General features: G+C 62.1%; 10 protein-coding genes and 1 pseudogene. 5 read left to right on the top strand and 6 right to left on the bottom strand.

Annotation, left to right across the window (positions count from 1 at the left end; all coding sequences use genetic code 11):
• The 4 genes and pseudogenes from HX818_RS27520 to HX818_RS27510 form a co-directional block, all read left to right on the top strand.
• On the top strand, nucleotides 1-4,115 hold a 4,115-nt coding region (locus HX818_RS27520), incomplete at its 5' end, for a non-ribosomal peptide synthetase (RefSeq protein WP_177021079.1).
• A 140-nt stretch (nucleotides 4,116-4,255) separates the two neighbouring features.
• A pseudogene (locus HX818_RS31565) lies at nucleotides 4,256-5,545 on the top strand (condensation domain-containing protein); the annotation flags it as partial.
• A gap of 30 nt (nucleotides 5,546-5,575) precedes the next feature.
• A complete protein-coding gene (locus HX818_RS27515) occupies nucleotides 5,576-12,724 on the top strand; it encodes an amino acid adenylation domain-containing protein (protein ID WP_371315745.1) in 7,149 nt (2,382 codons plus the stop codon).
• Nucleotides 12,725-12,787: 63 nt separating this feature from the next.
• Nucleotides 12,788-13,744 (top strand): alpha/beta hydrolase, encoded by a 957-nt coding sequence (locus tag HX818_RS27510; RefSeq protein WP_177021078.1) that lies wholly within the window; start codon nucleotides 12,788-12,790, stop codon nucleotides 13,742-13,744.
• Nucleotides 13,745-13,824: 80 nt separating this feature from the next.
• On the opposite strand, the gene HX818_RS27505 is transcribed toward HX818_RS27510, so the two are convergent.
• The 5 genes from HX818_RS27505 to pvdM form a co-directional block, all read right to left on the bottom strand.
• The gene (locus HX818_RS27505; RefSeq protein ID WP_177021077.1) at nucleotides 13,825-16,236 is read right to left on the bottom strand and encodes a TonB-dependent siderophore receptor; all 2,412 of its coding nucleotides are present in this window, start codon (nucleotides 16,234-16,236) and stop codon (nucleotides 13,825-13,827) included.
• 108 nt (nucleotides 16,237-16,344) lie between these two features.
• A complete protein-coding gene (locus HX818_RS27500) occupies nucleotides 16,345-17,994 on the bottom strand; it encodes a cyclic peptide export ABC transporter (RefSeq protein ID WP_177009572.1) in 1,650 nt (549 codons plus the stop codon).
• A 119-nt stretch (nucleotides 17,995-18,113) separates the two neighbouring features.
• Entirely contained in the window at nucleotides 18,114-19,004 is an 891-nt protein-coding gene (locus tag HX818_RS27495) for a formylglycine-generating enzyme family protein (protein ID WP_177021076.1), read from the bottom strand.
• A gap of 31 nt (nucleotides 19,005-19,035) precedes the next feature.
• Nucleotides 19,036-20,313 (bottom strand): aminotransferase class V-fold PLP-dependent enzyme, encoded by a 1,278-nt coding sequence (locus HX818_RS27490; RefSeq protein WP_177021075.1) that lies wholly within the window; start codon nucleotides 20,311-20,313, stop codon nucleotides 19,036-19,038.
• Between the two features lie 27 nt (nucleotides 20,314-20,340).
• Nucleotides 20,341-21,690 (bottom strand): pyoverdine-tailoring dipeptidase-like protein PvdM, encoded by a 1,350-nt coding sequence (gene pvdM, locus HX818_RS27485; protein ID WP_177021074.1) that lies wholly within the window; start codon nucleotides 21,688-21,690, stop codon nucleotides 20,341-20,343.
• A 151-nt stretch (nucleotides 21,691-21,841) separates the two neighbouring features.
• Here pvdM and HX818_RS27480 point away from each other — a divergent pair, with 151 nt between their 5' ends.
• Entirely contained in the window at nucleotides 21,842-23,473 is a 1,632-nt protein-coding gene (locus HX818_RS27480; RefSeq protein WP_177009568.1) for a PvdJ/PvdD/PvdP-like protein, read from the top strand.
• A gap of 44 nt (nucleotides 23,474-23,517) precedes the next feature.
• Here the strand turns inward: HX818_RS27480 and HX818_RS27475 are convergent, their stop codons facing one another.
• A complete protein-coding gene (locus tag HX818_RS27475) occupies nucleotides 23,518-24,927 on the bottom strand; it encodes an efflux transporter outer membrane subunit (RefSeq protein WP_177021073.1) in 1,410 nt (469 codons plus the stop codon).
• Nucleotides 24,928-24,932: the final 5 nt, after the last annotated feature.

The raw sequence follows: 24,932 nt of genomic DNA, 5'->3' as shown, positions 1-24,932 counted from the left end.
AACTGCAGCAGGGGCGTGTCGTGGCACTGCCGGCCAAGACTTCGTCGGTCAAGGCCTGGGGCGAGCGGCTGGCTCGCTTTGCCCGGGAGGAGGCGCTGGAGCAATTGCCTTACTGGCAAATGCAGTTGCACGATGTTCAAGCCCAATTGCCCTCGGACCATTCCGGTGGTCGGCAAACCAACCAGGACGGCCTCACGGTGTACAGCCGTCTGGACTCGGTGCAGACCCGCCGCCTGTTGCAGGACGCCCCGGCGGCCTATCGCACGCAAATCAACGACTTGCTGCTGACGGCACTGGCGCGGGTGATTTGCCGCTGGACCGGCCAGGCGAGCACCTTGATCCAATTGGAAGGCCATGGCCGTGAGGACCTGTTTGATGAAGTTGACCTGACCCGCAGCGTCGGCTGGTTCACCAGTGCTTTCCCGGTCAAGCTGACCCCGGCCGGTGACCCGGCGGGTTCGCTGAAAAACATCAAGGAGCAACTGCGCGCAATCCCCGATAAAGGCCTGGGTTTTGGTGTGTTGTCTACCTTTGCCGAGACAGAGACGCGGGAGGCGATGGCGCAGTTGCCTGCACCGCAGATCACCTTCAATTACCTGGGCCAGTTCGACAGCAGTTTTGACGATGGCGATGTACCGCTCTGGGCACCTTGCGACGAAGCCCGTGGGCCGGAGCAAAACGCAGAGGCGCCGTTGGCCAACGGCCTGATCCTCAATGGCCAGGTGTTCGCCGGCGAGCTCAGCCTGGGTTGGGCCTTCAGTGCCCAACGTTTCGACGAGTCGACCATCCAGCATCTGGCCGATGACTACGCCCGTGAGTTGGCTGGCCTGGTCGAGCATTGCTGCCTGCCGGGCGCCGGAGCGGTGACGCCGTCGGACTTCCCGCTGGCGACCCTGAGCCAATCCGCGCTGGACGGCTTGCCCATGACGGCACACAGCATCGAAGACATTTACCCGTTGTCACCGATGCAGCAAGGCATGCTGTTCCACACGCTATATGAACAGGCCTCTGGCGATTACATCAACCAGATGTGCCTGGACGTCGAAGGACTGGACCCGGACAAGTTCCGCCAGGCCTGGCAAGCCACCCTGGATGCCCATGACATCCTGCGCACCGGCTTCGTGTGGTTGGCTGAACAGGATCAGCCGTTGCAGATCGTGCGCAAGCAAGTGACCCTGCCTTACGCGCTGCACGACTGGCGCGGGCGTACCGGGCAGGCGCAGGCCTTGCGCCAACTGGCCGAGGCCGAACAAGCCAGGGGCTTCGAGCTTCAAGAGGCACCGTTGCTCAGGTTGACCCTGGTGGCGCTGGATGATCGTCACCATCACCTGATCCTGACTCATCACCATATCCTGATGGATGGGTGGAGCCACTCGCAGATGCTCGGTGAGGTGCTGCAACGCTACAGTGGTCATAACCCGCCGGTATCGACCGGGCGTTATCGTGATTACATTGCCTGGCTGCAAGGTCAGGACCAAACGCTCCGGGAAGCGTTCTGGAAGCAGCAGCTGGCCTCGCTGCAAACACCGACGCGCCTGGCCCAGGCGGTCGTTGCGCCACGTGTCCTGGGTACAGGCTATGCCAGCCACTTCGAGGTACTGGATGCGACTCAGGCGCGCCTTCTGAACGAGTTTGCCCGCCAGCAGAAAGTCACCCTCAATACCTTGCTGCAAGCCGCCTGGCTCCTGCTTTTGCAGCGTTATACCGGGCAGTCGACGGTGTGCTTTGGTGCCACCGTGGCTGGGCGTCCGGCCGATCTGAAGGGGGTCGAGCAGCAGATCGGGTTGTTCATCAATACCTTGCCAGTGGTTGCCAGCCCGCTCGCCGGGCAGAGCGTCAGTCATTGGTTGCAGGCGGTCCAGGCGCAAAACCTGGGGCTGCGTGAGCATGAACACACGCCGCTGTTCGAGATTCAGCGCTGGGCCGAACACGGTTCCGAGTCGTTGTTTGACACACTGTTGGTGTTCGAGAACTTCCCGATCGCCGAAGCGCTGGCCCAGGGCAGCGACAATGGCCTGGTGTTTGGCGCCGTTGCAGCCCATGAGCAGAGCAATTATCCGCTGACATTGTTGGTCAATGCCGGGCAGACGTTGGCCCTGCACTATCACTATGACTGCAGCGTGTTTGGTGCAGAGGCGATGGCAGGTATCGCTGGTCACCTCAACCGGTTGCTGGTCGAGTTGACGACTTCAAGTGAGCGGGTACTGGCTGATGTGGTGATGCTCGGTGGCGACGAACGTCAACTGATTGAACAGACCTGGAACGCCAATGGCCTGGACTTCCCGCGTGAGCGGTGCATCCATCAACAGATTCAGGACCAGGTGCAGCGTACGCCCGACGCCCTGGCGGTTATCTGGGGTGATGAGCAACTCACCTACCGCCAGTTGAACGGCCGGGCGAATGCCCTGGCGCGCAAGCTGGTGGCGCTGGGTGTTGGCCCTGAAGTGCGGGTTGGCGTGGCCATGCCGCGCAGTGCGCAGATGGTCGTGGCATTGCTCGCGGTACTCAAAGCGGGCGGCGCGTATGTGCCGCTGGACCCGGATTACCCGGCCGAGCGCGTGGCGTACATGCTCAAGGACAGCCAGGCTCGAGTGTTGCTGACGCAATCTGATGTGCTGGCGGCGGTGGAGGTGACTGCATCCATCGAAGTACTGCTGGCTGAGACTCAGGACACCGATGATCAGGACCCGGCCGTTGTGGTCAGTGCGAATAACCTGGCCTATGTGATCTACACCTCCGGCTCCACCGGCCTGCCCAAGGGCGTGGCTATTACTCACCGCAACGTGGCGGCGCTGACCCAGTGGTCGCAGCAGGTTTACAGCCCTGAAGACATTCAAGGGGTGTTGGCCTCCACGTCGATCTGCTTCGACTTGTCGGTGTGGGAGCTGTTTGTGACCCTGGCTGGCGGCGGCTTTATCGTCGGTGCCCGCAATGCCCTGGAGCTGCCGGAGCTGGCGGCCCGAGACCGGGTACGCCTGATCAACAGCGTGCCTTCGGCGATGGGAGCCTTGCAGCGTGCCGGGCAAATCCCGCAAAGCGTGCGCATCATCAATCTGGCGGGCGAACCGCTGAAGCAGTCGTTGGTGGATGCGCTGTATGGCCGTGGGCATGTGCAGCATGTCTACGACCTGTATGGCCCGTCGGAAGACACCACTTACTCCACCTGGACCCGCCGCGAAGCCGGCGGCCAGGCCAATATCGGCAGGCCGTTGGCCAACACCGCCAGCTACCTGCTCGACGCCGAGTTGCACTCGGTGCCCGTCGGCGTGGCGGCGGAGCTTTACCTGGCCGGTGAGGGCATCACTCGTGGCTATCTACTGCGTCCGGGGCTGACCGCCGAGAAGTTTGTGCCGAACCCGTTCTCGACCACCGGCGAGCGCTTGTACCGCACTGGTGACCTGACCCGTTATCGCCCGGAGGGGGTGATCGAGTACGTCGGGCGCATCGACCATCAAGTGAAAATCCGCGGTTTCCGGATTGAAATGGGCGAAATCGAAGCTCAATTGATGGCCCATGGCTCGGTACGCGAGGCCGTGGTGCTGGCGGTGGAAGGTGTGAGTGGCTTGCAACTGGTGGGTTATGTAGTGCCCGACCAGCCAGGCCTTATCGACGCCGACGCGCAAGCAGACTTGCAAGACGACCTCAAGCGCCGCCTGCATGAAGTGTTGCCTGCCTACATGGTGCCGGCGCAGTTGCTGGTGCTTGAATACCTGCCGCTGACCCCCAACGGCAAGCTTGATCGCAAGGCCTTGCCGGCCCCTGGCGCGGTACAGCGTCGCGACCAGTACACACCACCGCAGACCGACACCGAGCAGCAATTGGCGCAAATCTGGAGTGAGGTACTTAACGTCGAGCGGGTCGGCCTGGAGGATGACTTCTTTGCCTTGGGCGGGCATTCGTTGCTGGCCACCCAACTCATCGTGCGTATCCGTGAGCGAATGGACCTGCAAGTGCAGCTCAAGACGCTGTTCGCTGCCAGCACCTTGCGCACCTTCAGTGCCGAAGTGGCGCAGTTGGGATCGGCCAGTGAACCGCTGATGGATGAATTGGCTAAATCTTTGGAGGCCCTCAAACGTTTAACAGGGGATGAGCTTGAAAAGCTAATTTCAGAGTGAAGGGGATAGGTGTGAAAGAGTTGATCGGAGCAGTGGGCGAGCTTTCGCCAAAGGAACGCAAAGCCTTGGCGGTGCTGCTTAAACACAAGGGCATCAATCTCTTCAGTGTCGCGCCTGTTTTCAAGAGAAACGCCAGTGAACCGTTGTTGCTGTCCTACGCTCAGGAGCGGCAGTGGTTCTTGTGGCAGATGGATCCGCACAGTACGGCTTACCACATCTCCAGTGCCCTGAGTTTGCGTGGCGCGCTGGACGTGGCAGCCCTGGAGCGCAGCTTTTCGACGCTGATCGAGCGTCATGAATCGCTGCGTACCCATTTTGTCCAGGACGGTTCACAGCGGCTGCAGGTCATCAGCCCGGCAGCGGGCGCCAGCATCGACTTGCACACCCTGGCATCGGCGCACGCGCAACAGCGTGACGCTCAGATCAAGGCGTTCGTGGAGGATGAAACCCGACAGTTGTTCGATTTGCAGCAAGGCCCGTTATTGCGGGTCAAGCTGCTGCGAGTCAGTGCCGATGAGCATGTATTGGTGCTCACTCAGCACCATATTGTTTCCGATGGCTGGTCGATGCAGGTGATGGTCGACGAGCTGGTGCAGTGCTATGCCGCCTACAGCGAGGGACGTTCGGTCGAGTTGGCGCCGTTGCCGGTGCAGTACGCCGACTATGGGCTGTGGCAGCGCCAGTGGATGGAGGCGGGAGAACTGGAGCGCCAGTTGGGCTACTGGACCGAACGCCTCGGTGGCGAGCAGCCGGTACTGGAATTGCCGTTCGATCATCCGCGTCCCGCCGAGCAGAGCTTTCGCGGCAACACCCACACCCTCAACCTGGGCGCGGAACTGGTTGCCGGCCTCAAGCGGCTGGCCCAGCGCGAAAACGTCACCCCGTTCATGTTGTTGCTGGCCTCGTTCCAGGTGCTGTTGTACCGCTACAGCGGCCAGGGCGATATTCGGGTCGGGGTGCCGGTGGCCAACCGGAACCGTGCCGAAACCGAACGGTTGATCGGATTCTTCGTCAACACGCAGATTCACAAGGCCGACGTCGACGGGCGCACGTCCTTCCGCGAGTTCCTGCAACAGGTCAAGCAAAATGCCGTGGGCGCGCAGGCGCATCAGGACCTGCCGTTCGAACAACTGGTGGAAGCCCTGCGGCCCGAGCGGACGTTGAGCCATAACCCTTTGTTCCAGGTGATGTTCAACCACCAAAGTGAAGACACTCGCGGGCGGGTCGAGGTGACAGGCCAGGCCTCGCGCCTGGAGATCGAACGCCTGAGCTGGGAAACCCATACCTCGCAGTTCGACCTGACCCTCAATACGGTTGAACACAGCGAGGGCCTGTCGGCGCAATTGACCTATGCCACTGACCTGTTCGAGCCGGCCACAGTCGAGCGCATGGCGGGGCACTGGCAGGCTCTGTTGCAAGGGATTGTCGCCCAGCCTTCCCGGGCGATTGCCGAGTTGCAGATGCTCGACACGGTGCAGTTGCGCACGCTGCTACAGGACTGGAATGCCACCAAAGCCGCTTACCCGTTGGACCAAAGCGTACAGGCGCTGATTCAGGCCCAGGTGGACGCTACGCCGCAGGCCATCGCCCTGGTGTTTGCCGGCCGGCAACTGACCTATCGCCAGTTGGATACGCTGGCCAACCAATGGGCGCACAGGTTGATCGAAGCCGGTGTCGGCCCGGACGTGCTGGTGGGTGTGGCGGTCGAGCGCAGTATCGAGATGGTGGTCGGGTTGCTGGCGGTGCTCAAGGCCGGCGGTGCTTATGTTCCGCTGGACCCGGACTATCCCGAGGAGCGCCTGGCCTACATGATCGAGGACAGTGGCATTGGTTTGCTGCTGACCCAGCAGGCGCTGCGGGAGCGCTTGCCGATCCCGGCGCAGGTGGTTTGCCTGCTGCTGGATCAACCGCTGGCCGGGTACGCTTCGACCTGCCCGCCGATCAGTGTGCAGCCGGAAAACCTGGCGTATGTGATTTACACCTCCGGTTCCACCGGCAAGCCCAAGGGCGCCGGCAATCGTCACTCGGCGCTGACCAACCGCCTGTGCTGGATGCAGCAGGCATATGGCTTGAGTGAAGTGGACACGGTGTTGCAGAAAACCCCCTTCAGCTTCGACGTGTCGGTGTGGGAGTTCTTCTGGCCGTTGATGACGGGGGCGCGCCTGGTGGTTGCAGCACCCGGCATTCACCGCGAGCCGGCAAAGCTGATTGAACTGATCAACCGTGAGCACGTTACCACCCTGCATTTTGTACCGTCGATGCTGCAAGCGTTTGTCGCCGATGTAGCGGTCAACAGTTGCACCGGCTTGCAGCGCATTATCTGCAGCGGCGAGGCCTTGCCGGTGGACGCGCAGCAGCAAGTGTTCGCCAAGCTGCCTCAAGCCCGGCTTTACAACCTGTACGGCCCGACCGAGGCTGCTATCGATGTCACCCACTGGACCTGCCGTGAAGAGGGGCGCGACAGCGTGCCCATCGGCCAGCCCATTGCCAACCTGGGGACCTACATTCTTGATGCGGGCCTGGGGCCGGTAGCTGTCGGGGTGGTGGGTGAGTTGTACCTCGGCGGTGAAGGACTGGCGCGGGGTTATCACCGTCGCCCGGCGCTGACCGCCGAACGTTTTGTCGCCAGCCCGTTTGGCGGCGGCCAGAGGCTGTACCGCACTGGCGACCTGGCGCGTTACCGGGCAGACGGCGTGATCGAATACGTCGGGCGTATTGACCATCAAGTGAAGATCCGCGGCCTGCGGATCGAGTTGGGGGAAATCGAAGCACGCCTGATGGAGCAGGACGCGGTGCGCGAAGCGGTAGTGCTGGCGGTTGACGGCGCGAGCGGCCTGCAACTGGTGGGCTATGTGGTACCTGCCCAAGGCGATGTGGCCGAAGCGTCGCTGCGCGAAATGCTCAAGGCCCGTTTGCGCGAAGTGCTGCCGGACTACATGGTGCCGGTGCACCTGTTGTTCCTCGAGCAACTGCCCCTGAGCCCCAACGGCAAACTGGAGCGCAAGGCGTTGCCGAAGCCGGATGTACGCCAGGCTCAACAAAACTTCATTGCGCCGCAAAGCCCGCTGGAGCAGCAGATTGCCGCGATCTGGCAAGACGTGCTCAAGCTTGAGCGGGTCGGTTTGTCGGATAACTTTTTCGAGCTGGGTGGCGACTCGATCATTTCGATCCAGGTGGTGGGGCGTGCCCGCCAGGCCGGGATTTTCTTCACACCCAAGGAGCTGTTCCAGCACCAGACCGTACAGGGGCTGGCTGGCGTCGCGCGCATCGATGCCGCCGGGCTTGAAGTCGAGCAAGGCGCAGTAACGGGCAACCTGCCATTGTTGCCGATTCATCAGGGATTCTTTGAAGAACCCATCGCCGAGCGTCATCACTGGAACCAGTCGGTGCTGCTCAAGCCGACTCAGGTTATCGAGGCTGCACTGCTGGAGCAGGCGTTGCGTGCGCTGCTGGTGCATCACGATTCGCTGCGCCTGGTGTTCAGCCAGGGCGAAGAGGGCTGGGCCGCAACTTATCGCAGTGTCGAGGCCCTGTTGCAGGGCCGGAACGTGTTGCAGGAGGTTCAGCTGCGCGATACGCAAGCGTTGCAGGCGTTTGGCGAGCAACTCCAGCAGAGTCTCGACCTGCTGAACGGGCCGCTGCTGCGGGTGGCGCTGGTCGCGTTGGCGGATGGTTCGCAGCGGGTGTTGCTGGTGCTTCACCATCTGGTGGTGGACGGTGTTTCCTGGCGCATTCTGTTTGACGACTTGCAACTTGCCTATCGCCAGGTGGCGAGCGGGCAGGCGCTCAAGCTGGCGCCCAAGACTCATTCTGTGCGGGCCTGGGCCGAGCACCTGCAGGCTTATGCGCAGCGCCCCGAGGCGCAAGCCGAAGTGCAGTACTGGCAGCAGCAGTTGCAGGATGCCCGCCCGGACTTGCCGGTGGATCATCCAGGGGGTGGCCTGCAAAACAAACATGGCCTCACGGTCCATTCGCAGTTGAGCAAGGAACTGACGCAGTTGCTGCTGCAGGAAGCGCCCGCGGCTTATCGGACGCAGGTCAATGACCTGTTGCTGACTGCGCTGGCCCGAGTCATGGTGCGCTGGACCGGCCACGACCAGGCGCTGATTCAACTTGAAGGGCATGGCCGTGAAGATCTGTTTGCCAGCATCGACCTGACCCGCACGGTCGGTTGGTTCACCAGCCTGTTTGCGGTGAAACTCACGCCGGCAGCGGGTATTGGTGAGTCAATCAAGCAGGTCAAGGAACAACTGCGAGGCGTTCCCCAGCGGGGCATCGGCTTTGGGGTGCTGCGCTACATGGGCAGCCCCGTGCACCGCAAGGTACTGGGGCAGTTGCCCGCGCCGCGTGTGACCTTCAACTACCTGGGGCAGTTTGACGGCAGTTTTGATGTGGATGCCGGTGCGCTGTTTGTGCCTTCCGGCGAATCCATCGGCCTGGAACAAAGCCCGCAAGCGCCGCTGGGCAACTGGTTGACCATCAATGGTCAGGTGTACGGCGGTCAATTGAGCCTGAACTGGGTGTTCAGTCGGGAGATGTTCAATGAGGCGACGATCGAGCATCTGGCACAGGCGTACATCGCCGAACTCCAGGCGCTGGTCGAACATTGCAGCCAGTCGCAAAACCTGGGCGCGACGCCCTCGGACTTTGCCCTCTGCACCTTGACCCAGCAACAACTGGACAGCCTGCCCGTGCCGTTGGAGCAGGTCGAAGACCTCTATCCGTTGGCACCGACGCAGCAAGGCATGCTGTTCCATACGCTGGACCCGTCGGCGGCGCACCTTTATATCAACCAGACTTGTGTGCCTGTCGAGGGGCTGGACGTACCGGCGTTTATCGCCGCCTGGGATCAGGTGGTCGCTCGCCATGAGATTCTGCGCACCGGCTTCTGGTCGTCCAGCGACCTGCGCGAACCGCTGCAGGTGGTGTACAAGACCGCCCAGGTCTCGGTGCAAATCGTCGATTGGCGCGATCGCCAGGTTGATGCTGACGCCTTGCAAGCCTTGGCGCAGGACGATTGCGCCAAGGGCTTTGACATGTTGGCGGCCCCTCTGACGCGCCTGACCCTGGTGCACCTGGATGAACACCGCCACCAACTGATCTGGACCAGCCACCATATCCTGATGGATGGCTGGAGCAACTCGCGCTTGATGGGTGAAGTCTTCGAGGTGTACGCCGGCCGCGCCTTGCCTGCGCGCAAAGGGCATTACCGCGATTACATCGCCTGGCTGCGCCAGCAGTCCCCGGACACGGCGTCGCTGTTCTGGAAGCCGCAACTGCAAGCCCTTGAAGGCCCCACCAGCCTGGCGGCGAGTATTCATCCCCAGCCCGAGCCTGGCTTGGAAGGGCACGCGGCGCTGTACCTGAACTGGGATGTCAGCCAGACCCGGCGCCTGCGCGAATTTGCCCAGCACTGGCGTATCACCCCGAATACCTTGATCCAGGCGGTGTGGTTGTTGCTGTTGCAGCGCTATACCGGGCAAGCCAGTGTGTGCTTCGGCGCCACTGTGGCCGGACGTCCGGCCAGCCTGCCGGGTGCCGACGAAATGCTCGGGTTGTTCATCAATACATTGCCGATCGTCCAGCAACCGGATCCGGCCAAGGCGCTGTGCCAGTGGCTGCTTGAATTGCAGGCGCTCAACCTGGAAGTGCGCGACTACGAACACGCAGCATTGGCCGATATCCAGCGCTGGTCGGGGCAGGGCGGCACGCCGTTGTTTGACAGCATTATTGTGTTCGAAAACTACCCGGTGGATGAGCGCCTGGCCGAGGTCGGCAATCAACAACTGCAGTTTGGCCAGGTCAGTACCCGGGATGTGACCAACTACGCGATGGACCTGGCGATCAACCTGGGCCAGACCCTGAAGATCGAGTTCCTGTATTTGCGCAACGCGTTCACCGAACAGGCGTGCGACCAGGTTCGACGCAGTTTCGAGACGCTGTTGTTGGCCATGCTCGATTCGCCTCAGGCCCGGGTGGGCAGCTTGCCGACTCTGGCGTGCGACGAATACGCCGGCTTGCTCGCCGCGAACCCGCTGCGCCAGGTGCCGGCCACGCAACCCTTGTTGCCGCAATTGATCCGGCAACAGGCCCAGGCGCGAACCGAGGCGGTGGCGCTGGTGTGTGACGGCGTGCAACTGACCTATGGGCAATTGGAGCAACGTGCCAATCGCCTGGCCCATTACCTGATCGGCCTGGGCGTGGGCCCGGAGGTGTGCGTCGGAGTCGCCCTGCAGCGCAGCGTCGAGGTGATTGTCGCGTTCTACGCGGTCATGAAGGCGGGTGGAGCCTACGTGGCGCTGGACATCGATTACCCTCGGGAGCGCCTGGACTGGATCGTCAAGGATGCGAATGTCTCGGTGTTGTTGACCCACAGTGGCATCAGCGAAGGCTTTGGGGCGTTGGATGCGACCACCCGGGTGTTGCTGGACCGCGTGTCTCTGGACAGTTTCCCGGATGCATGCCCGCCATCGCGCCTGCAACCGGATAACCTCGCCTACCTGATCTATACCTCAGGGTCCACGGGGCAACCCAAGGGCGTGGCGGTGAGTCACGGTCCCATTGGCATGCACTGCGCCGCGATTGCCGAACGCTACGAAATGGATGGGGCGACGCGCGAACTGTTGTTCATGTCGTTCGCCTTCGACGGCGCCCAGGAGCGCTGGCTGTCGACCCTGCGCAGTGGCGGGTGCCTGGTGATTCGCGACAATAACCTGTGGACCCCGCAGGAAACCTGGCAGGCGCTGCACGAGCAGCGCATCAGTATTGCCTGTTTCCCGCCGGCGTATCTGCAGCAACTGGCGGAGTATGCCGAAGGCCGGGAAGCCCCGCCGGTGCAGGTCTACTGCTTTGGTGGCGATGCCGTGGCGCAGGCCAGTTTCGAACTGGTCAAGCGCACCCTCAAGCCGCGCTATTTGACCAACGGTTATGGCCCAACGGAAACGGTGGTCACGCCCCTGTTGTGGAAAGCCGCCGCAAGCGAAACCTGTGACGCGGTGTATGCGCCGATCGGAAGTCGAGTGGGCGAACGCAGCCTCTATGTGTTGGATGCATGCCTCAACCCCGTACCGCAGGGTGTTGCCGGTGAGTTGTACATCGGTGGTGAGGGGCTGGCACGCGGGTATCGCCAGCGTCCGGGAATGACTGCCGAGCGTTTTGTCGCGGACCCGTTTTCCACGGACGGCGGGCGGCTCTACCGCACTGGCGACCTGGTGCGTCAGCGGGCGGACGGGGTGTTCGATTACCTCGGACGCCTGGATCATCAAGTGAAGATCCGTGGCTTCCGCATTGAACTTGGCGAAATCGAATCAAGGCTGCGTGACATGGCCGAGGTGCGTGATGCGGTCGTGGTCGCACGTGACACCAGCGCCGGCAAGCAGTTGATCGGGTACGTGGTTGCCGATGAGCATCCGGCGCTTGCCGAGCGTTTGCGCCAGGACTTGCAGGCGCAACTGCCCGACTACATGGTGCCGTCGCAGATTCTGGTGGTGCCAGCGTTTCCCGTCAGCCCCAATGGCAAGCTGGATCGCAAGGCATTGCCAGACCCCGAATTCAAGGGGCGCCATTACGTTGCGCCACGCACCCCGGTCGAACAGGCGCTGGCCGCGATCTGGCAGGAGGTCCTGGAGGTCGAGCAGGTGGGTGTCACCGACAATTTCTTCGAGCTGGGCGGCGATTCGCTGCGCGTGCTCAAGGTGCTGGGCAAGGTGCGCGGCAACACGCAGCTTGGATTGGACCTGAAATTGCGCGACATGATGAGCAAGCCGACCATCGCCCAGCTCAGTGGCCATGAAGAGGTCGAAGCTCCGCTTGATCCGCTGTTGCTGCTCAACAGTAACGTGGCGAACCGCCGTCCACTGTTCTGCCTGCATGCCGGTTTCGGCACCGTATTTGACTATGAGCCACTGGCACGCCTGCTGGAAGGCGAGTGCAGCGTCTATGGGGTGCAGTGCCGCATGCTGCTGGACCGCCAATGGCAGGATGAATCATTGCCGGCGATGGCGATCGATTACGCTCAGTACATTCGCCAGAAGCAGGCCTACGGGCCGTATCGTTTACTGGGATGGTCACTCGGTGGACCCTTGGCGCTGCTGGTGGCCAAAGAGCTTCAGGAGCAAGGCGAGGCGGTGGAATTTGTCGGGCTGGTAGACAGCTACATGCCCACCTCGACGCCCGCTACCTCGGATTGGCGCGATGACCTGCAGGATTTCCTCACCGCCACCCTGGGCCAGACCTGGCCGCAGGCATTGCCGGTCACCCTGCAGCCAGCGGCCGTGGAAGTGATCATCAATAGCTTGCAAGCCGGTCAACGGGCGGGGGGGCGTTATGGCCAACTGGAGGCGACCGACCTGGCACAGGCGTTTATGGTCGGCATGCAACTCAAGGCCCTGGCGCAGGCGTTCAGCGTCTTGCCGTGGGTGGCAGTCGACACGTGCTGCTGGTGGGGTAACGGCGTAGGCACGCTGGAGCGCCAAGCCTTCGAGCGGCTGCTGCCACAACTCACCGGCGCCGAGCAGATCGATGCCGGCCACTACGACCTGCTGCGTAACCCTCTGTTGTTGCAGCGCCTGGCGGGCCTGCTGCACAGCGCCGAGCTGATTGCCGATTGACCCTGGCGCCGGCCCCGGGGACGGGGCCGGCGTCGTACCTCACTACTTTCCAAGGAAAACATGATGCCCTTGCACCCCGACCTGGCTGCGTTTCTGGAGCTTGTGGAAATGGGCCGTTGGAGCGGAAAAAGCCAACCCCTGCATGAATTATCCGTGGCGCAGGCCCGTAGCGAATTCGAAAATACCTCGCTGATCCTCGATCCCAGCCCACCTGACGCTATTGAAGTGCAGCCGTTGACCTTTACCGGCGCCGACGGCAATCCGCTGCCGGCCCGCCTGTATCGCAAGCCTGGACGCGGCCACGCAGCGCAGCCGGTGATTTTGTACTTCCACGGCGGCGGCTATGTGGTCGGTAGCCTGGATTCACACGATTCGGTGTGCCGACGCCTGGCAGGTACCAGTGACTATGCGGTGCTGGCCCCGGCCTACCGCCTGGCGCCCGAGGCGCCGTTCCCGGCGGCGGTGGATGATGCACTGGCGGCAGCCAACTGGTTGGTCGAACAGGCACCTCAGTTGCAACTCGATGCCGGCCAAGTGGTCGTCAGCGGTGACAGTGTCGGCGCCACGCTGGCGATGATTGTCGCCATGACCGCCGTGCAGGACCCCCAGCGGCTGGCCTTGCGGCCTGCGGCGCAATTGCTGTTTTATCCGGTCACCGATATCACGCGGCTGCGCGATTCCCACCGCGCTTATGCAGAGGGTTACCTGCTGGAAACCAGGACACTGGAGTGGTTCTACCAGCACTACATGGGCGCTGCCGGTAACCGCCATGACTGGCGCGCTTCGCCGCTGCAGAGTACGACGTTGCCCGCACTGGCGCCGGCCTGCGTGATGCTGGCCGAATTTGATCCGTTGCTGGATGAGGGGCGTGAGTGGATTGCGCGTCTTGAGGCGAGCGGCACACCGGTGACCGCAGTCATCCAGCCGGGGCTGACCCACGACTTCCTGCGTATGCAGGGCCTGGTGGCGGAGGTTGAGGGGATTTACCTTGAGGTGGGCCGGTGGTTGGCCAGTCGCTGAGACCTTGCGTCCCGGTTGCTGCCTTGCTGCGTTGACAACACCCTGCCGTGGCAGGGTGTTGTTGTTTCAGGGGATGTGTTTTACATGCTCCACTTCATGGTCACGGCCACGTTACGCGGGTCGCCGAAGATGTTTGCGCCGGCCGGGTTACTGATGCTCTGGTAGTAGTGCTTGTCGAACACGTTGTTCAGGTTGGCTTGCACCTTGAGGTTTTTGTTCACGTTATAGCCGGTCATCAGGTCGACGATACTGTAGCCGCCCTGAGACACGCCGTAGGTTGTGTATGTGCTGCTCTGGCTACGGAATGAACCGCCGATCGACCATTTTTCGAGATCGCCCGGCAATTGATAAGTGGTGGACAGCTTGAGCAGGTTGTAGGGCGTGTCACTGTCGAAGCGACCGCTGCCGCCCTTGACGTTTTTGGCACCGGCATAGGTGTAGCCGGCCGAGGCCTGCCAGCCGCGGGCAAGCATGCCTTGCAGTTCAAGGTCGACGCCTTTGGTTTCAACTTCGCCGGAGGCCACGGAGCAGGAAGCAACACCCGGTGCACAGGCATCAAGCCCTTGGGCGAGGTTTTCCTGGTTCAACTGGAAATAGGCCAGGCTGGCGTTCAACGCGCCGTCAAAGTACTCGCCCTTGATCCCGACTTCACGGTTGGTACCGGTGACTGGCGGCAGCAGGCTGCCCTGGAAGTCCACGTTGGCTTGCGGCTGGAAGATTCTGGTCCAGCTGGTGTACACCGAGTAGGTGTCGTTGATGTCGTAGATCAGGCCGGCATAAGGGGTGTACTCCCGAGTCGCCTTGTAGTCGGCGCCGAATGTGTAAGCGCCGGAAATAGTGTTCTGTTCGTATTCGTACCAGTCCAGGCGTGAACCGAGGATCAGTTTCAGGTCGTCGCGCAGATGGAAGCGCACGGTGGCGTAGGTGCTGTATTGATCGACCTTGCCCTTGCGCGACCAGTTGTAGTTGATGGCCGGTTTCTCTATGCCGTGATAGTCGAAGTTTGATGGGTCGAGGACGATGTTCGGGTCGTTGAGGAAACCACCGCCGGGGCCATCGTCGGTTTTATCATTGCGATAACTGCCACCGAGCACCAGTTCGTGGGTCGCACCAAACAGGGTGAAGGGGCCGGAAACGTAGCCGTCGACGCTTTTTTGCGTGTGCTGGTAGGTGTAGCGGCCCACGTTCAGGTTCAGCTGGTCTGCACTGGGGTCCAGTCGATAGAAACTGGTGCCCAGCATGTCCAGGTCGCCTCGCAGCCACGTGGTATTCAGGCGCAGTTTCCAGTCGTTGTCGAAGCGGTGCTCAATTTCGGCAAATGCGCTGGTGTTTTTCTTGTTCCAGTAGGTCCAGTTCGGGCTCATGCGCGTCGAACGGGATATCGGCAGGAACGTGCCATCGGCACGGGTCGGAATGCCCGACCAGTCGGCACCCGGGTTGTCCTCACGGTTGTAATACGCGCCGAGGGTCAGGGTAGTGGCTTCGCTCAGGTCAAACTCGGTGATGCCGTACAACAACTGGCGCTTGCTGCTGTAGCCATCGGTAAAGCTGTCTTTGTCCTGGAAGGCACCGACCACGCGGCCCCTGATCGAACCGCTGGAATTGAGGGCGCTGCTGGCATCGATTTCGGTGCGGTAGTTGTCCCACGAGCCGGCACCCACGGTGACAGACACTTGCGGCTCGACGGTGGGGCGCTTGCGGATCAGGTTGAGGGTGCCGGAAGGGTTGCCGGCACCGATCATCAGGCCCGATGCACCGCGTACCACTTCCACCCGGTCGAACATCGCCAGTGTCGAGGTGCCGAGGGTGTCGCTGTCATACGCGACGGGCAGGCCGTCAATCATGATGTTGTCGATGGCGGAGCCGCGGGAGTAGAACTCCGGGCGTTCACCGCCGGTCTTGCGCATGGTCAGGCCTGGGGTATAAGTCGAAATATCCTCCAGGGACTGCATGTTCTGGTCATCCATGCGCTGGCGGGTGATCACCGTGACCGACTGCGGCGTCTCGCGCATGGAGGTCGCCAGTTTGGTCGCGGTGCTCATGGAACCGGTGGTGTAGGAGCCGGTGCCTTCGGTGGTCTCGCCCAATTGTTGGCCGGTAACGCTGGTGGCCCCCAGCTCCAGGGCGCCGCCTTCGCTGCGGCCGGTGATAGTGACGGTGTTGCCGGAAATGCCGTACGCCACGCCACTGCTCCCCAGCAGCTTCTGCAGCGCCACGGTGGGCTCCATGGAGCCGCGCACGGCGATGCTTTTCAGGCCCTTGAGCTGGTCAGGCGAATACAGCACCTGCAATTTGCTTTGTTGGCCAAAGGCTTGAAGTGCGCTGGTCAAGGACTGGGCGGGAATCTGGAAGCTGATTTCCTGGGCTTGGACCTGGCACGCCAGCGGTAGCGCAGCCATCAGCCCGAGCAGGCTGGGTGCCAGTCGGGGCTTGAGCAGGTGGCGCATCCAGATGGCTTTTGAAAGGGGTGTCAACGTTGTCGGCGCGGGCATTGGCTGGGCTCTTATGGTGGCGATGCTAATGGTAATGATTGTTATTAATGAAAGTGAGACGCAGCAACACACCAGAACCGGAAAAAATCTTCCGGTTAATTTCAGGTATCAGGCCGGAACCTGTTCGATTGCGACTTTTCCAGCTTCCAGCCGTACCAGTTGATCGGCGACATCGAAGTAGCGGTCGTCGTGGGAGATGACGATGATGGTCTTGCCCAGGCGCTTCAGGTCCGGCAGCAACTCGGTGTAGAAAATCCGTCGGAAGGTCGGGTCCTGGTCGGCGGCCCATTCGTCGAACACCAGTACTGGACGCTCCTCCAGCCAGGCGTTGACCAGGGCCAGTCGCTTGCGCTGGCCGGTCGACAGGTCGGTGGTGGTGAACTTGCCGTCACGCACGCTGACCTTGTGGGCGATTTCCAGGCGTTGCAGGTATTTTTGCGCGTCTTGTGGCAAGTGGCTGTCACCCTGGACGACGTCATCGAACAAGTAGTAATCGGCAAAAATGGTGGTGAACAACTGGCGATACTCATCGCGGCCCTGGGCGGTTACCGCTTGCCCATTGAGGCTGACGTCACCTTGTTGCGGAGCATACAGGCCCAGCAGCAGCTTGATCAGTGTGGTTTTGCCGCAGCCGTTTTCACCCACGATAAACACGATGTCGCCTTGCTTGATCTGCAGGTTGACCGGGCCAAGGCGGAAAGGGTCCGCGCCTTCAACCGGAGGGAATGCATACGACACATCCCGCAGTTCGATGCTTTGGATACTGCGCTTTTGCTGTTCGGTATCACTGAGCAACAGGTGCGGCTCGGGCGAGGAGAACTGATCCGACAGTTCCGAGATGCGGCGAAAGGCGATCTTCGCGCGGCTGACAATCGGCAACGTGCCTACCAGATGTTCCAGTGGGCCTTTCATGTACAGCAACACCAGTACGAAGCCGCTCATTACTGCCTTGTCATGGCTGGGCCACACGGTTTGCAGCACCAGCGCCAAGCCGATCACGATGAAAAACAACATGGAACCGAAGGTCTTGGCGATCACGAATGTGTTGATCGAGCGGATCTGCGTCTTGCAGATAAAGTCGGCGGTCGCCTGGATCCCGTGCACAAACATGCGGTGGCGGCGTGGGCGATGGATGCGCAGTTCCTTGGCGCCATCGGCAATTGCGTTGTAATGACGTTGCAAATCGTCCTCGGCTTCCCGCGCAGCCTCGAAGCCCTTGACCCCGCTGGACTGCGCGATGAACTGGGCGCCGGTACCGATGGCGATGGCCACCAGCATCAACAGGAACATCGGCCATGACAGCAGCGCCAGATAGCCCAGGCAGCCCAGCGTTACGGTCATCGAAATGGCCAGGGGCGCAAAGGCGAAGGCGAAGTCGCTGATGGTGTCGACGTCGTGGGTCAGTACCGGGATCAGTCGGTGGCTGCGATAGCGCTCGATCTGATCGATGGGCGCGGCGAGAACCTTCTCCCCCAGGGTCTTGCGCAACGTGGCGATGATGTTCTGGCCGACGAAGTTGGTGCCGATGTCGGAAAAAATCGAGCTGAGCAGGGCCAGCAGGCACAGGCCGGCAAACAGGGCCACCACACTGCCGGTGGGGCTGCTGTCGGCGTGCAGGGCATTGTTGATGGTCGCCAGCAATACCGTCACGCTCAAGCCGCCGATCATGCCCAGCAGGATGGAAAGGGCGACGATTAACCTGAAGGGTTTGAGCAGGGTAAACAATTCATGAATGGCGCCGCGCGTTGGCTGGGTCATGAGGGGACGGTTCCTTGGGTGGAATAGGCAGATACCCTTTAGAACGTCTGGTCACGCGCTTAATTTAGACGGTCGCCGATTGACGGCGACCTCGCTGGAGCGGGAGGTTGCGGCAGGCCTCAGAGATCGCGCACAACCCGAAATCCGATCCAGTCGCCGCGGGTTTGCGGGTAGATGTTGTTGCGGTTGCCCGAGCGGGAAAACACCGGTGCTTCGCCCCAGTCATTGCCACGAATCTGGCGGGACTCACAGCCCGGTTCCACCCAGGCGCTGCCATCGGTCGGCGCCCCGACATAGTTGGTGTGTTCGCAGTCGGCCAGCCACTCGTAGACGTTGCCGTGCATGTCGTACATGCCAAAGGCGTTGGGTGGGTAACTGCCCACCGGCGACGAATAGCTATAACCATCTGCCGGGCCGTACGTGTTGGCGTGCTCGGCGATGCTGTAGCCCTTGCCCGCATCAAACGGGAACGGGAATGGCCCGGTGGAGCCGGCGCGGGCAGCGTATTCGCGTTGGGCTTCGCTGACCATCTGGTAGGTGTGGCCGGTTTTTTTCGACAGCCAGGCGACGTAGTTCTTCACGTCGTCAAAGTCCATGCACGCCGCAGGCTGGCGCGGGCCCTGGGGGTAGCGCGGCTTGCTGGCGATGCATTCGCGGCCCGGGCGTTCATCGCCGTTGGCGATCTTGACCCCGGTCTGGCGCACGTAGCTGTCCCACTCACCGGCGGTGACCTGGAAGCGGCTCATGGCAAAGGGTTTGGCAAAGGTGACATCGTGCATCGGGCCTTCGTCGGGCTCGCGGCCGACTTCATCTTCCGGCGTGCCCATGGTGAAGGTGCCGGCGGGCAGCACGACCATTTCGGGGCAGTCCTTGCAGTCCTTGAACACCTTGCCCGGCTGTGGCGCGGCGGCTGCCTGGGCGAGGCCTGGCAGCAAGGCGCCGCACAGCATCGTCAGGGCCAGGGCGGCCAGGGGTTTGAGGCGGGACGGAGCGGGAGTGTCACTGTTCATGGGGCATCTCGATCAAAAGGAAAAAGGGGCGTCAAAACCGTTGGCTGAGCAAGGTCATGAAGCGCTGGATCTCGGTTGATGTGTTGAGCAGGCCGGGAGAGGTGCGTACCACGGGGCCCACGTCGCGCTCCACGGCATCGATCACCACGCGGTTCTTCATCATGTGCGCCGCAACCTCGCCGCTGTCCTGGCCCTTGACCCGGAAGAACGTAAAGCCTGCCGACAGCGCGGGGCTGCGCGGCGTCACCAGTTCGATTTGCGGGTGGGCCAGCAACTGGCCTTTGAGTTCGTCGTTGAGTTGGTGAATGCGCGCCTGCACCTGTGCCTTGCCCAGTTGCAAGTGCAGCTTGAAGGCCTCGTCTAGCGCCCAGCGATGTTCGAAGGCGTGATAGCCGCCGGGGGTCATGGTGGTCGCGAAGTTATTGTCCTGGGAGAACGTCGGCACCATCGGCGTCACGTAGGTGTTTTGCTCGGAACGGGCGCAGATCAGCCCGGTACCGCGGGGGCCGAACATCCATTTGTGGGTGCCGGCAATAAAGAAATCACAATGCATGTCGGGGAAGTCGAGGTTTTCCACGCCGAAACCGTGCACACCGTCGACCACGTAGAGGATGCGATCCTTGTCGTCACGGTTGCGGTTGTGTTCATCCACCAGTTTGCCGATCTCGCCAATCGGCAATTTGACGCCGCTGCCGGACTGCACCCACGTCATGCCAAGTACACGGGTGTTGGGGCGGATATTGCGCTTGATCGAACCGAGCACCTCGTCGACCGACACGCGGTTGGCGTCCTCGAACAGCTTGATCTTGCGCACCTGGGTGCCTTGTTTGCGCACCCTGAAATCGAGGCTGTATTCGGTGGCGTAATGTTCGTGGACGGTGGTGAGGATCTCCTGGTCAGGGCGCACCTGGATTCCGCCATAGATCATCGCCAGGCCTTCGGATGTGCTGCCGGTCAGTGCGATCTGGCCAGGTTTCGCGTTCAGGTAGCGGCCGGCCCATTCGCGCACCTGGCCTTCACGCTTCCAGGTTTCCTGCAGGTCCCAATCCATGGCCAGGCCCGGGTTGCGGTCGATCTGCGCGCGGTAGCGGTCAATCGCATCGCGCACCGGCTTGGGGTGCGAGGTCACCAGGAAGTTGGAAAAATGCAGGTAGTCCGGGTCCTGGGTGAACAACTGGCGAAAGCCTGCCCATGAGTCGCCGGGTGGCGCCGCATTGCCTGCCAGGGCCTGGGGAATGATGGCGGTGCCCAGCGGCAGGCTCGCGGCGAGAAGCCCGGCCTGCTTGAGAAACGTACGGCGGTCGGTCATGAATTCACTTCATTCATTGGGGGTGGTTCAGCGATTGGCCAAGGGCTTGGCAGCTTTTTGTACCTGGTCCCAGACCCGCAGGAAGTTACCGCCCCACAGTTTGGCGATATCGGCTTCGGAGTAGCCGCGCTGGATCAGTTCGGCGGTGACATTGCGCACCTCGCCGACGTTCTCCCAGCCCTGGACGCCGCCGCCTTCGTTGAAGTCTGAAGCGATGCCGACGTGATCGATGCCGATCTTGCGCACGGTGTAGTCGATGGCGTCGCCCAGGTCCTTGAGCGTGGCCTTGGGTTCCTCGTCGAGAATCGCGTACAGCGCGCTGGCGTACTGGCCGAATTTTTGCTCGGACCAGGCCGAGATGATCGGATCGCCTGGCATCAGGGCCATGGCCAGGTTGGGTAGCGGGGGTAGATCAAAGCGTGCCCGCAGGGCGTTGAGCTTGTCTTGGGTGGGCTGGCTGAGCGGGCGCAGGTAAGCCGAGAAACCGACGACCTGGACCACGCCGCCGCTGTTTTTGATAAGTTGCATTTCCTTGTCGCTGAGGTTGCGCGGGATGTCCACCGAGGCGCGCGGTGCCGAGTGCGAGGCAACCATCGGCGTGCGACTCAGTTGGGCGACTTGCTCCAGGGCCTTGGTCGACATTTGCGAAACATCGATGATCACCCCCAGGTCATTGAGGCGCTGTACCGCTTGTTTGCCCATGTCCGAGAGACCGTCGAGGGCATCGGGCGAATCATTGAAAAACGGCAGTGGGCGTGACGAATCGGCCCAGGCGTTATTGCCAATGTAGCTGAAGCCGAACATACGCATGCCGCGTGCGGTCCACAGGTCCAGTTGGTTCAGGTCGTTGCCCAGCGGGTAGGCGTTGAGCATGCTGATAAACACCGCAAACTTGCCTTCGCCGTGCAGGCGCCGGAAGTCATCCGGCGTATAGGCAATGCCCACCTGATTGGGAAAATCGCGGACCATGCCGGTGATGATCTTGTAGCGGACTTCCTGTTGGTGACGGGCTTCTTCGACAAAACCTTCGGTGGGCTTGTGCGGGGCATTCGGACCGTTCCACATTTCCGGCCAGCCGAAAATCGTCAGTGCAGCACCGGACAGTCGGCCACGGCTGGCCTTGGCCAGGTCGAACTGGCCGGCACCGTCCTTGTCCGCCTCGTTGCCGGTGGCGCCGAAGTCGAGCATCACGGTGATGTGACTGTCGAACGACAGCAAGCGGTCCTGCAACTCATCGGCTTGCTTGATGACCTCCAGCGGGTAGCCGGCGTTGCCCTTGAACCAGTGATCCCAGACCAGGAAGCCCGCACCTGCGCCAATGGCCAGGACCAGCGGCAGGCCCAGGTACAGCGCCTTTTTCGAACGTGGTTTTGTCATTGCCATCTCAGTCAGTTGAGGCCTTTGCTATCAGGGAAGAACGAGTGATGGCTGCACAAATTTAGGCGGTGGCCACTGACGGTAAATTTCCCCCTGCCGGGAACGTTCTAGCTTGGATAAAGCCTGCTTGATGGCTGACACAGGTAAAGCAATGACGATTTCTCGACGAGGGTTCATCGCAGGCTTGGCGCTGACCGGCGCCGTGGTGCCCGCGGCCTATTACGCCCATCGTGAGTTGACGCGTGAAGAAGAGTCTCCGATCACGCCGGGGGAGGCCACGGTCGACCTTGCGGACACCGCTGGCCAGCAGTTGGCGAACAGCCTGAGGGGTGTCTGGAGCCTGCGGTTCAAGGGGCGGGATGCCGGGCTTGCGGGCTTGCCGCTCAGCGGGCTGGAGCTGCTGCTCGACGTCGCTCCACGTGGTCGTGGCCTGCGGGGCTATCTGGACACCGCCGAACAACTGCGCTCGGACGAAGAACCACGCTACCGGGTGATCGGTGACCTGGCGCCTGGCAATGGCGCTCGACTGTACGTGCGGTTGATCGACCGTGATGCGCCGGACGCCGCGCCGACCCATGAACTCATCATGATCCTTGATGAAGTGTGGGGCGAGTTCGGGAATGCCGGTGGTGGAACCCTCAGCGGGCAAATCCTGCGCCTGGATCGGCCATTGGCGTTGCTTGAGCTGGACAACCATTTTGTCGCCACCAAGCAGCTGTTTCCCGAGGCCCGGGAGCGTATCGGCCTGCATCCGACGTTGCTGGCCTGGTTGATTGCTCCCGAACATCGCCTGTTTCACCAGCTCTGGCACGCCTCCCGTGATCAGTGGCACAAACTCTCCGAAGAGAAGCGCAACGCCCTGCGCGGGATTGGCTGGCAACCCGGGCCACGGGACAAGGAGCGCGACGCCCGCGGCCCGCACAAGGACCGCAATGGCTCGGGTATCGATTTCTTTTTCATGCACCGGCACATGCTGGGCACTGCACGGTCCATGCAGGACTTGCCTTCATGGCCGTACTTTCCCCAGCCGCAGCCTGCACTTGAGCGTGACCGGCAGGGGTTTATCCGGTACTTCGACAACCAGGACGGCTTCGCACTGCCGCCGACCTGGATGGCCAGTGATGATGCCGAATACACCCAGTGGGTCAGCGATATCAAGGCGGCCGAGACCTACCACAGCAACTTCGAAGTCTGGGAGTCGCAGTACCGCGACCCGCGCTACCTGGCCAAGTTGACGCTGGGGCAGTTCGGTTCAGAAGTCGAGCTTGGCCTGCATGACTGGTTGCACATGCGCTGGGCGTCGGTGCCGCGGGACCCGTCCAACGGTGCGCCCGTACCGTTTGCCCGTGACCCTGCGGACTTCGCTGCGCGCTGGTACACGGCGCAGAACGACTTTCTCGGTGATCCGTTTTCATCCCATGTGAACCCGGTGTTCTGGCACTTTCATGGGTGGATTGATGATCGGGTCGAGGATTGGTTTCGGGCCCATGAGCGTTTTCATCCGGGTGAAGTGAGCCGGCTGGAGGTCAACGGCGTGCCGTGGTTTGCGCCGGGGCGTTGGGTGGAGGTGGATGACCCATGGTTGGGGCCGGACACCCACGGTTGCAGTACTGTGCCGGGTTTGCAGATGGGCAAGTCGATGGAGATGGACCCGGAAACCATGAAGCTGGCGCTGCGGATTACCTTCGGGGCGGATGAGGACAAGCTGGCCGAGCTGTTTCGCAAGGTGCCGAAGCGTCCCTGGTATGCGCGGCATTTGAAGGTCAAGGAGCGGGTGCTCTAAAGCGCGCCGCTCAACGGTGGGAGCCGGGCAAGCCCGGCTTTCATTCAGTTAATTGTGCTTGCTGGCACCTGCCAGCCGCCCCCCAGCGCCTTATACAGCGCAATGCTTGCGTTCAGCCGTGATCGGCGCAATTGCACATTCAAATCCTGCGCCGCGTATAACGTACGCTGCGTCTCCAGCACCGTCAGCAGATCCTCCGCTCCGGCCTCGTATCGGCTCTGGGCAATCTCGAAGGCAGTCTGCGCCTCCCTCAGTTCCTCGCTCTGCCACTGGCGCTGCGCATCCAGCCCGCGAATGCTGCTCAGGGCTTTTTCCACATCGGCAAAGCCATTGATGATGGCGCCCCGGTACGTCTGCAGCAGCTCATCCTGGCGCGCCCGGGCCTTGTCCCGCTCGGCGCTCAGGCGGCCGTTGTTGAAGATCGGTGCGACCAGGCCGGAAGTGAGGTTGTAGAACGGGCTGCGTAATACGTCGCCGAGCTTATCGGCGCCCGAGCCAAGGTCGGCACTGAGGGTGAGGGTGGGCAGCATGGCTGCCCGGGCCACGGTGACGTCTGCCTGGGCTGCTGCCAGCCGGGCCTCGGCACTGGCGATGTCGGGACGGCGGCTGAGCAGTTGGCTGGGAACACCGGCGGCGATGCCCGGCCAGTTCAATTGGGCGAAGGGTTGCGGGGCCAGGTGCAGGTCCTGCACCGGTGTGCCCAGCAGTGCCGCGAGGCTGATCAAGGCCTCGTCGGCCTGTTGCTGTGCCAGCGGCAGTTGGCGTTGTTGTGCGGCCACGAGGCTTTTTTGCTGGGCCAGTTCCAGGGCGGTGGCGGAGCCTGCATCGTGGCGAGTCTGCACCAGCTTCAACACGTTTTGGGCGTTGTCCAGGTTGAGTTGGGCGATGCGCAGTTGCTCACGCAATGACAGCCACTGGGTATAGCTGGTCGCAACACCGCTGAGCAGGGTCAGTTCCACGGTGGCCTGGTCGAATTCGCTGGCGCGCACCTCTTCCACGGCGCTGTCCCGGGCGGCTCGCTTGCCACCCCAGAAATCAATTTCGTAAGTGGCGCTCAGGCGCGCATCGAAGTAATCCACGGCCTTGTTGCTGCTGGTAGCGTCCAGCTGGCTGTAGCCCTTGCCCCGCAGCAGCTTCTGGCGGTTTGCATTGAACGCGCCGGTGAGTTCAGGCAGCAACGGTGCGCCGGCTATCACTGCGCTGGCCTGGGCCTGGCGCACCCGGGCCATGGCGCTGGCCAGGTCGTAACTGCCGCTGCGGGCCTGTTCGATCAGTTGGTTGAGCTGGGGGCTGTCGAAACTTGTCCACCATTGTTGGTTGGCCCGCAGCGCCGTTGCGTCGCTTGCGCTGTGCCAGGCGGGCGGTGTTTGCATGCCTGCGCCCGGACGCGGTGCGGGGCTGCTGCAGGCGGCCAGCAGCAGGCTGGCGGCGAGGAGGGTCAGGGACACTTTCATAGGGC

It is taken from the genome of Pseudomonas sp. F9001 (assembly GCF_013385435.1).
GTDB lineage: Bacteria > Pseudomonadota > Gammaproteobacteria > Pseudomonadales > Pseudomonadaceae > Aquipseudomonas.
Note: the sequence above shows the minus strand (reverse complement) of the source record. Positions and strands in the feature narration are given on the sequence as shown.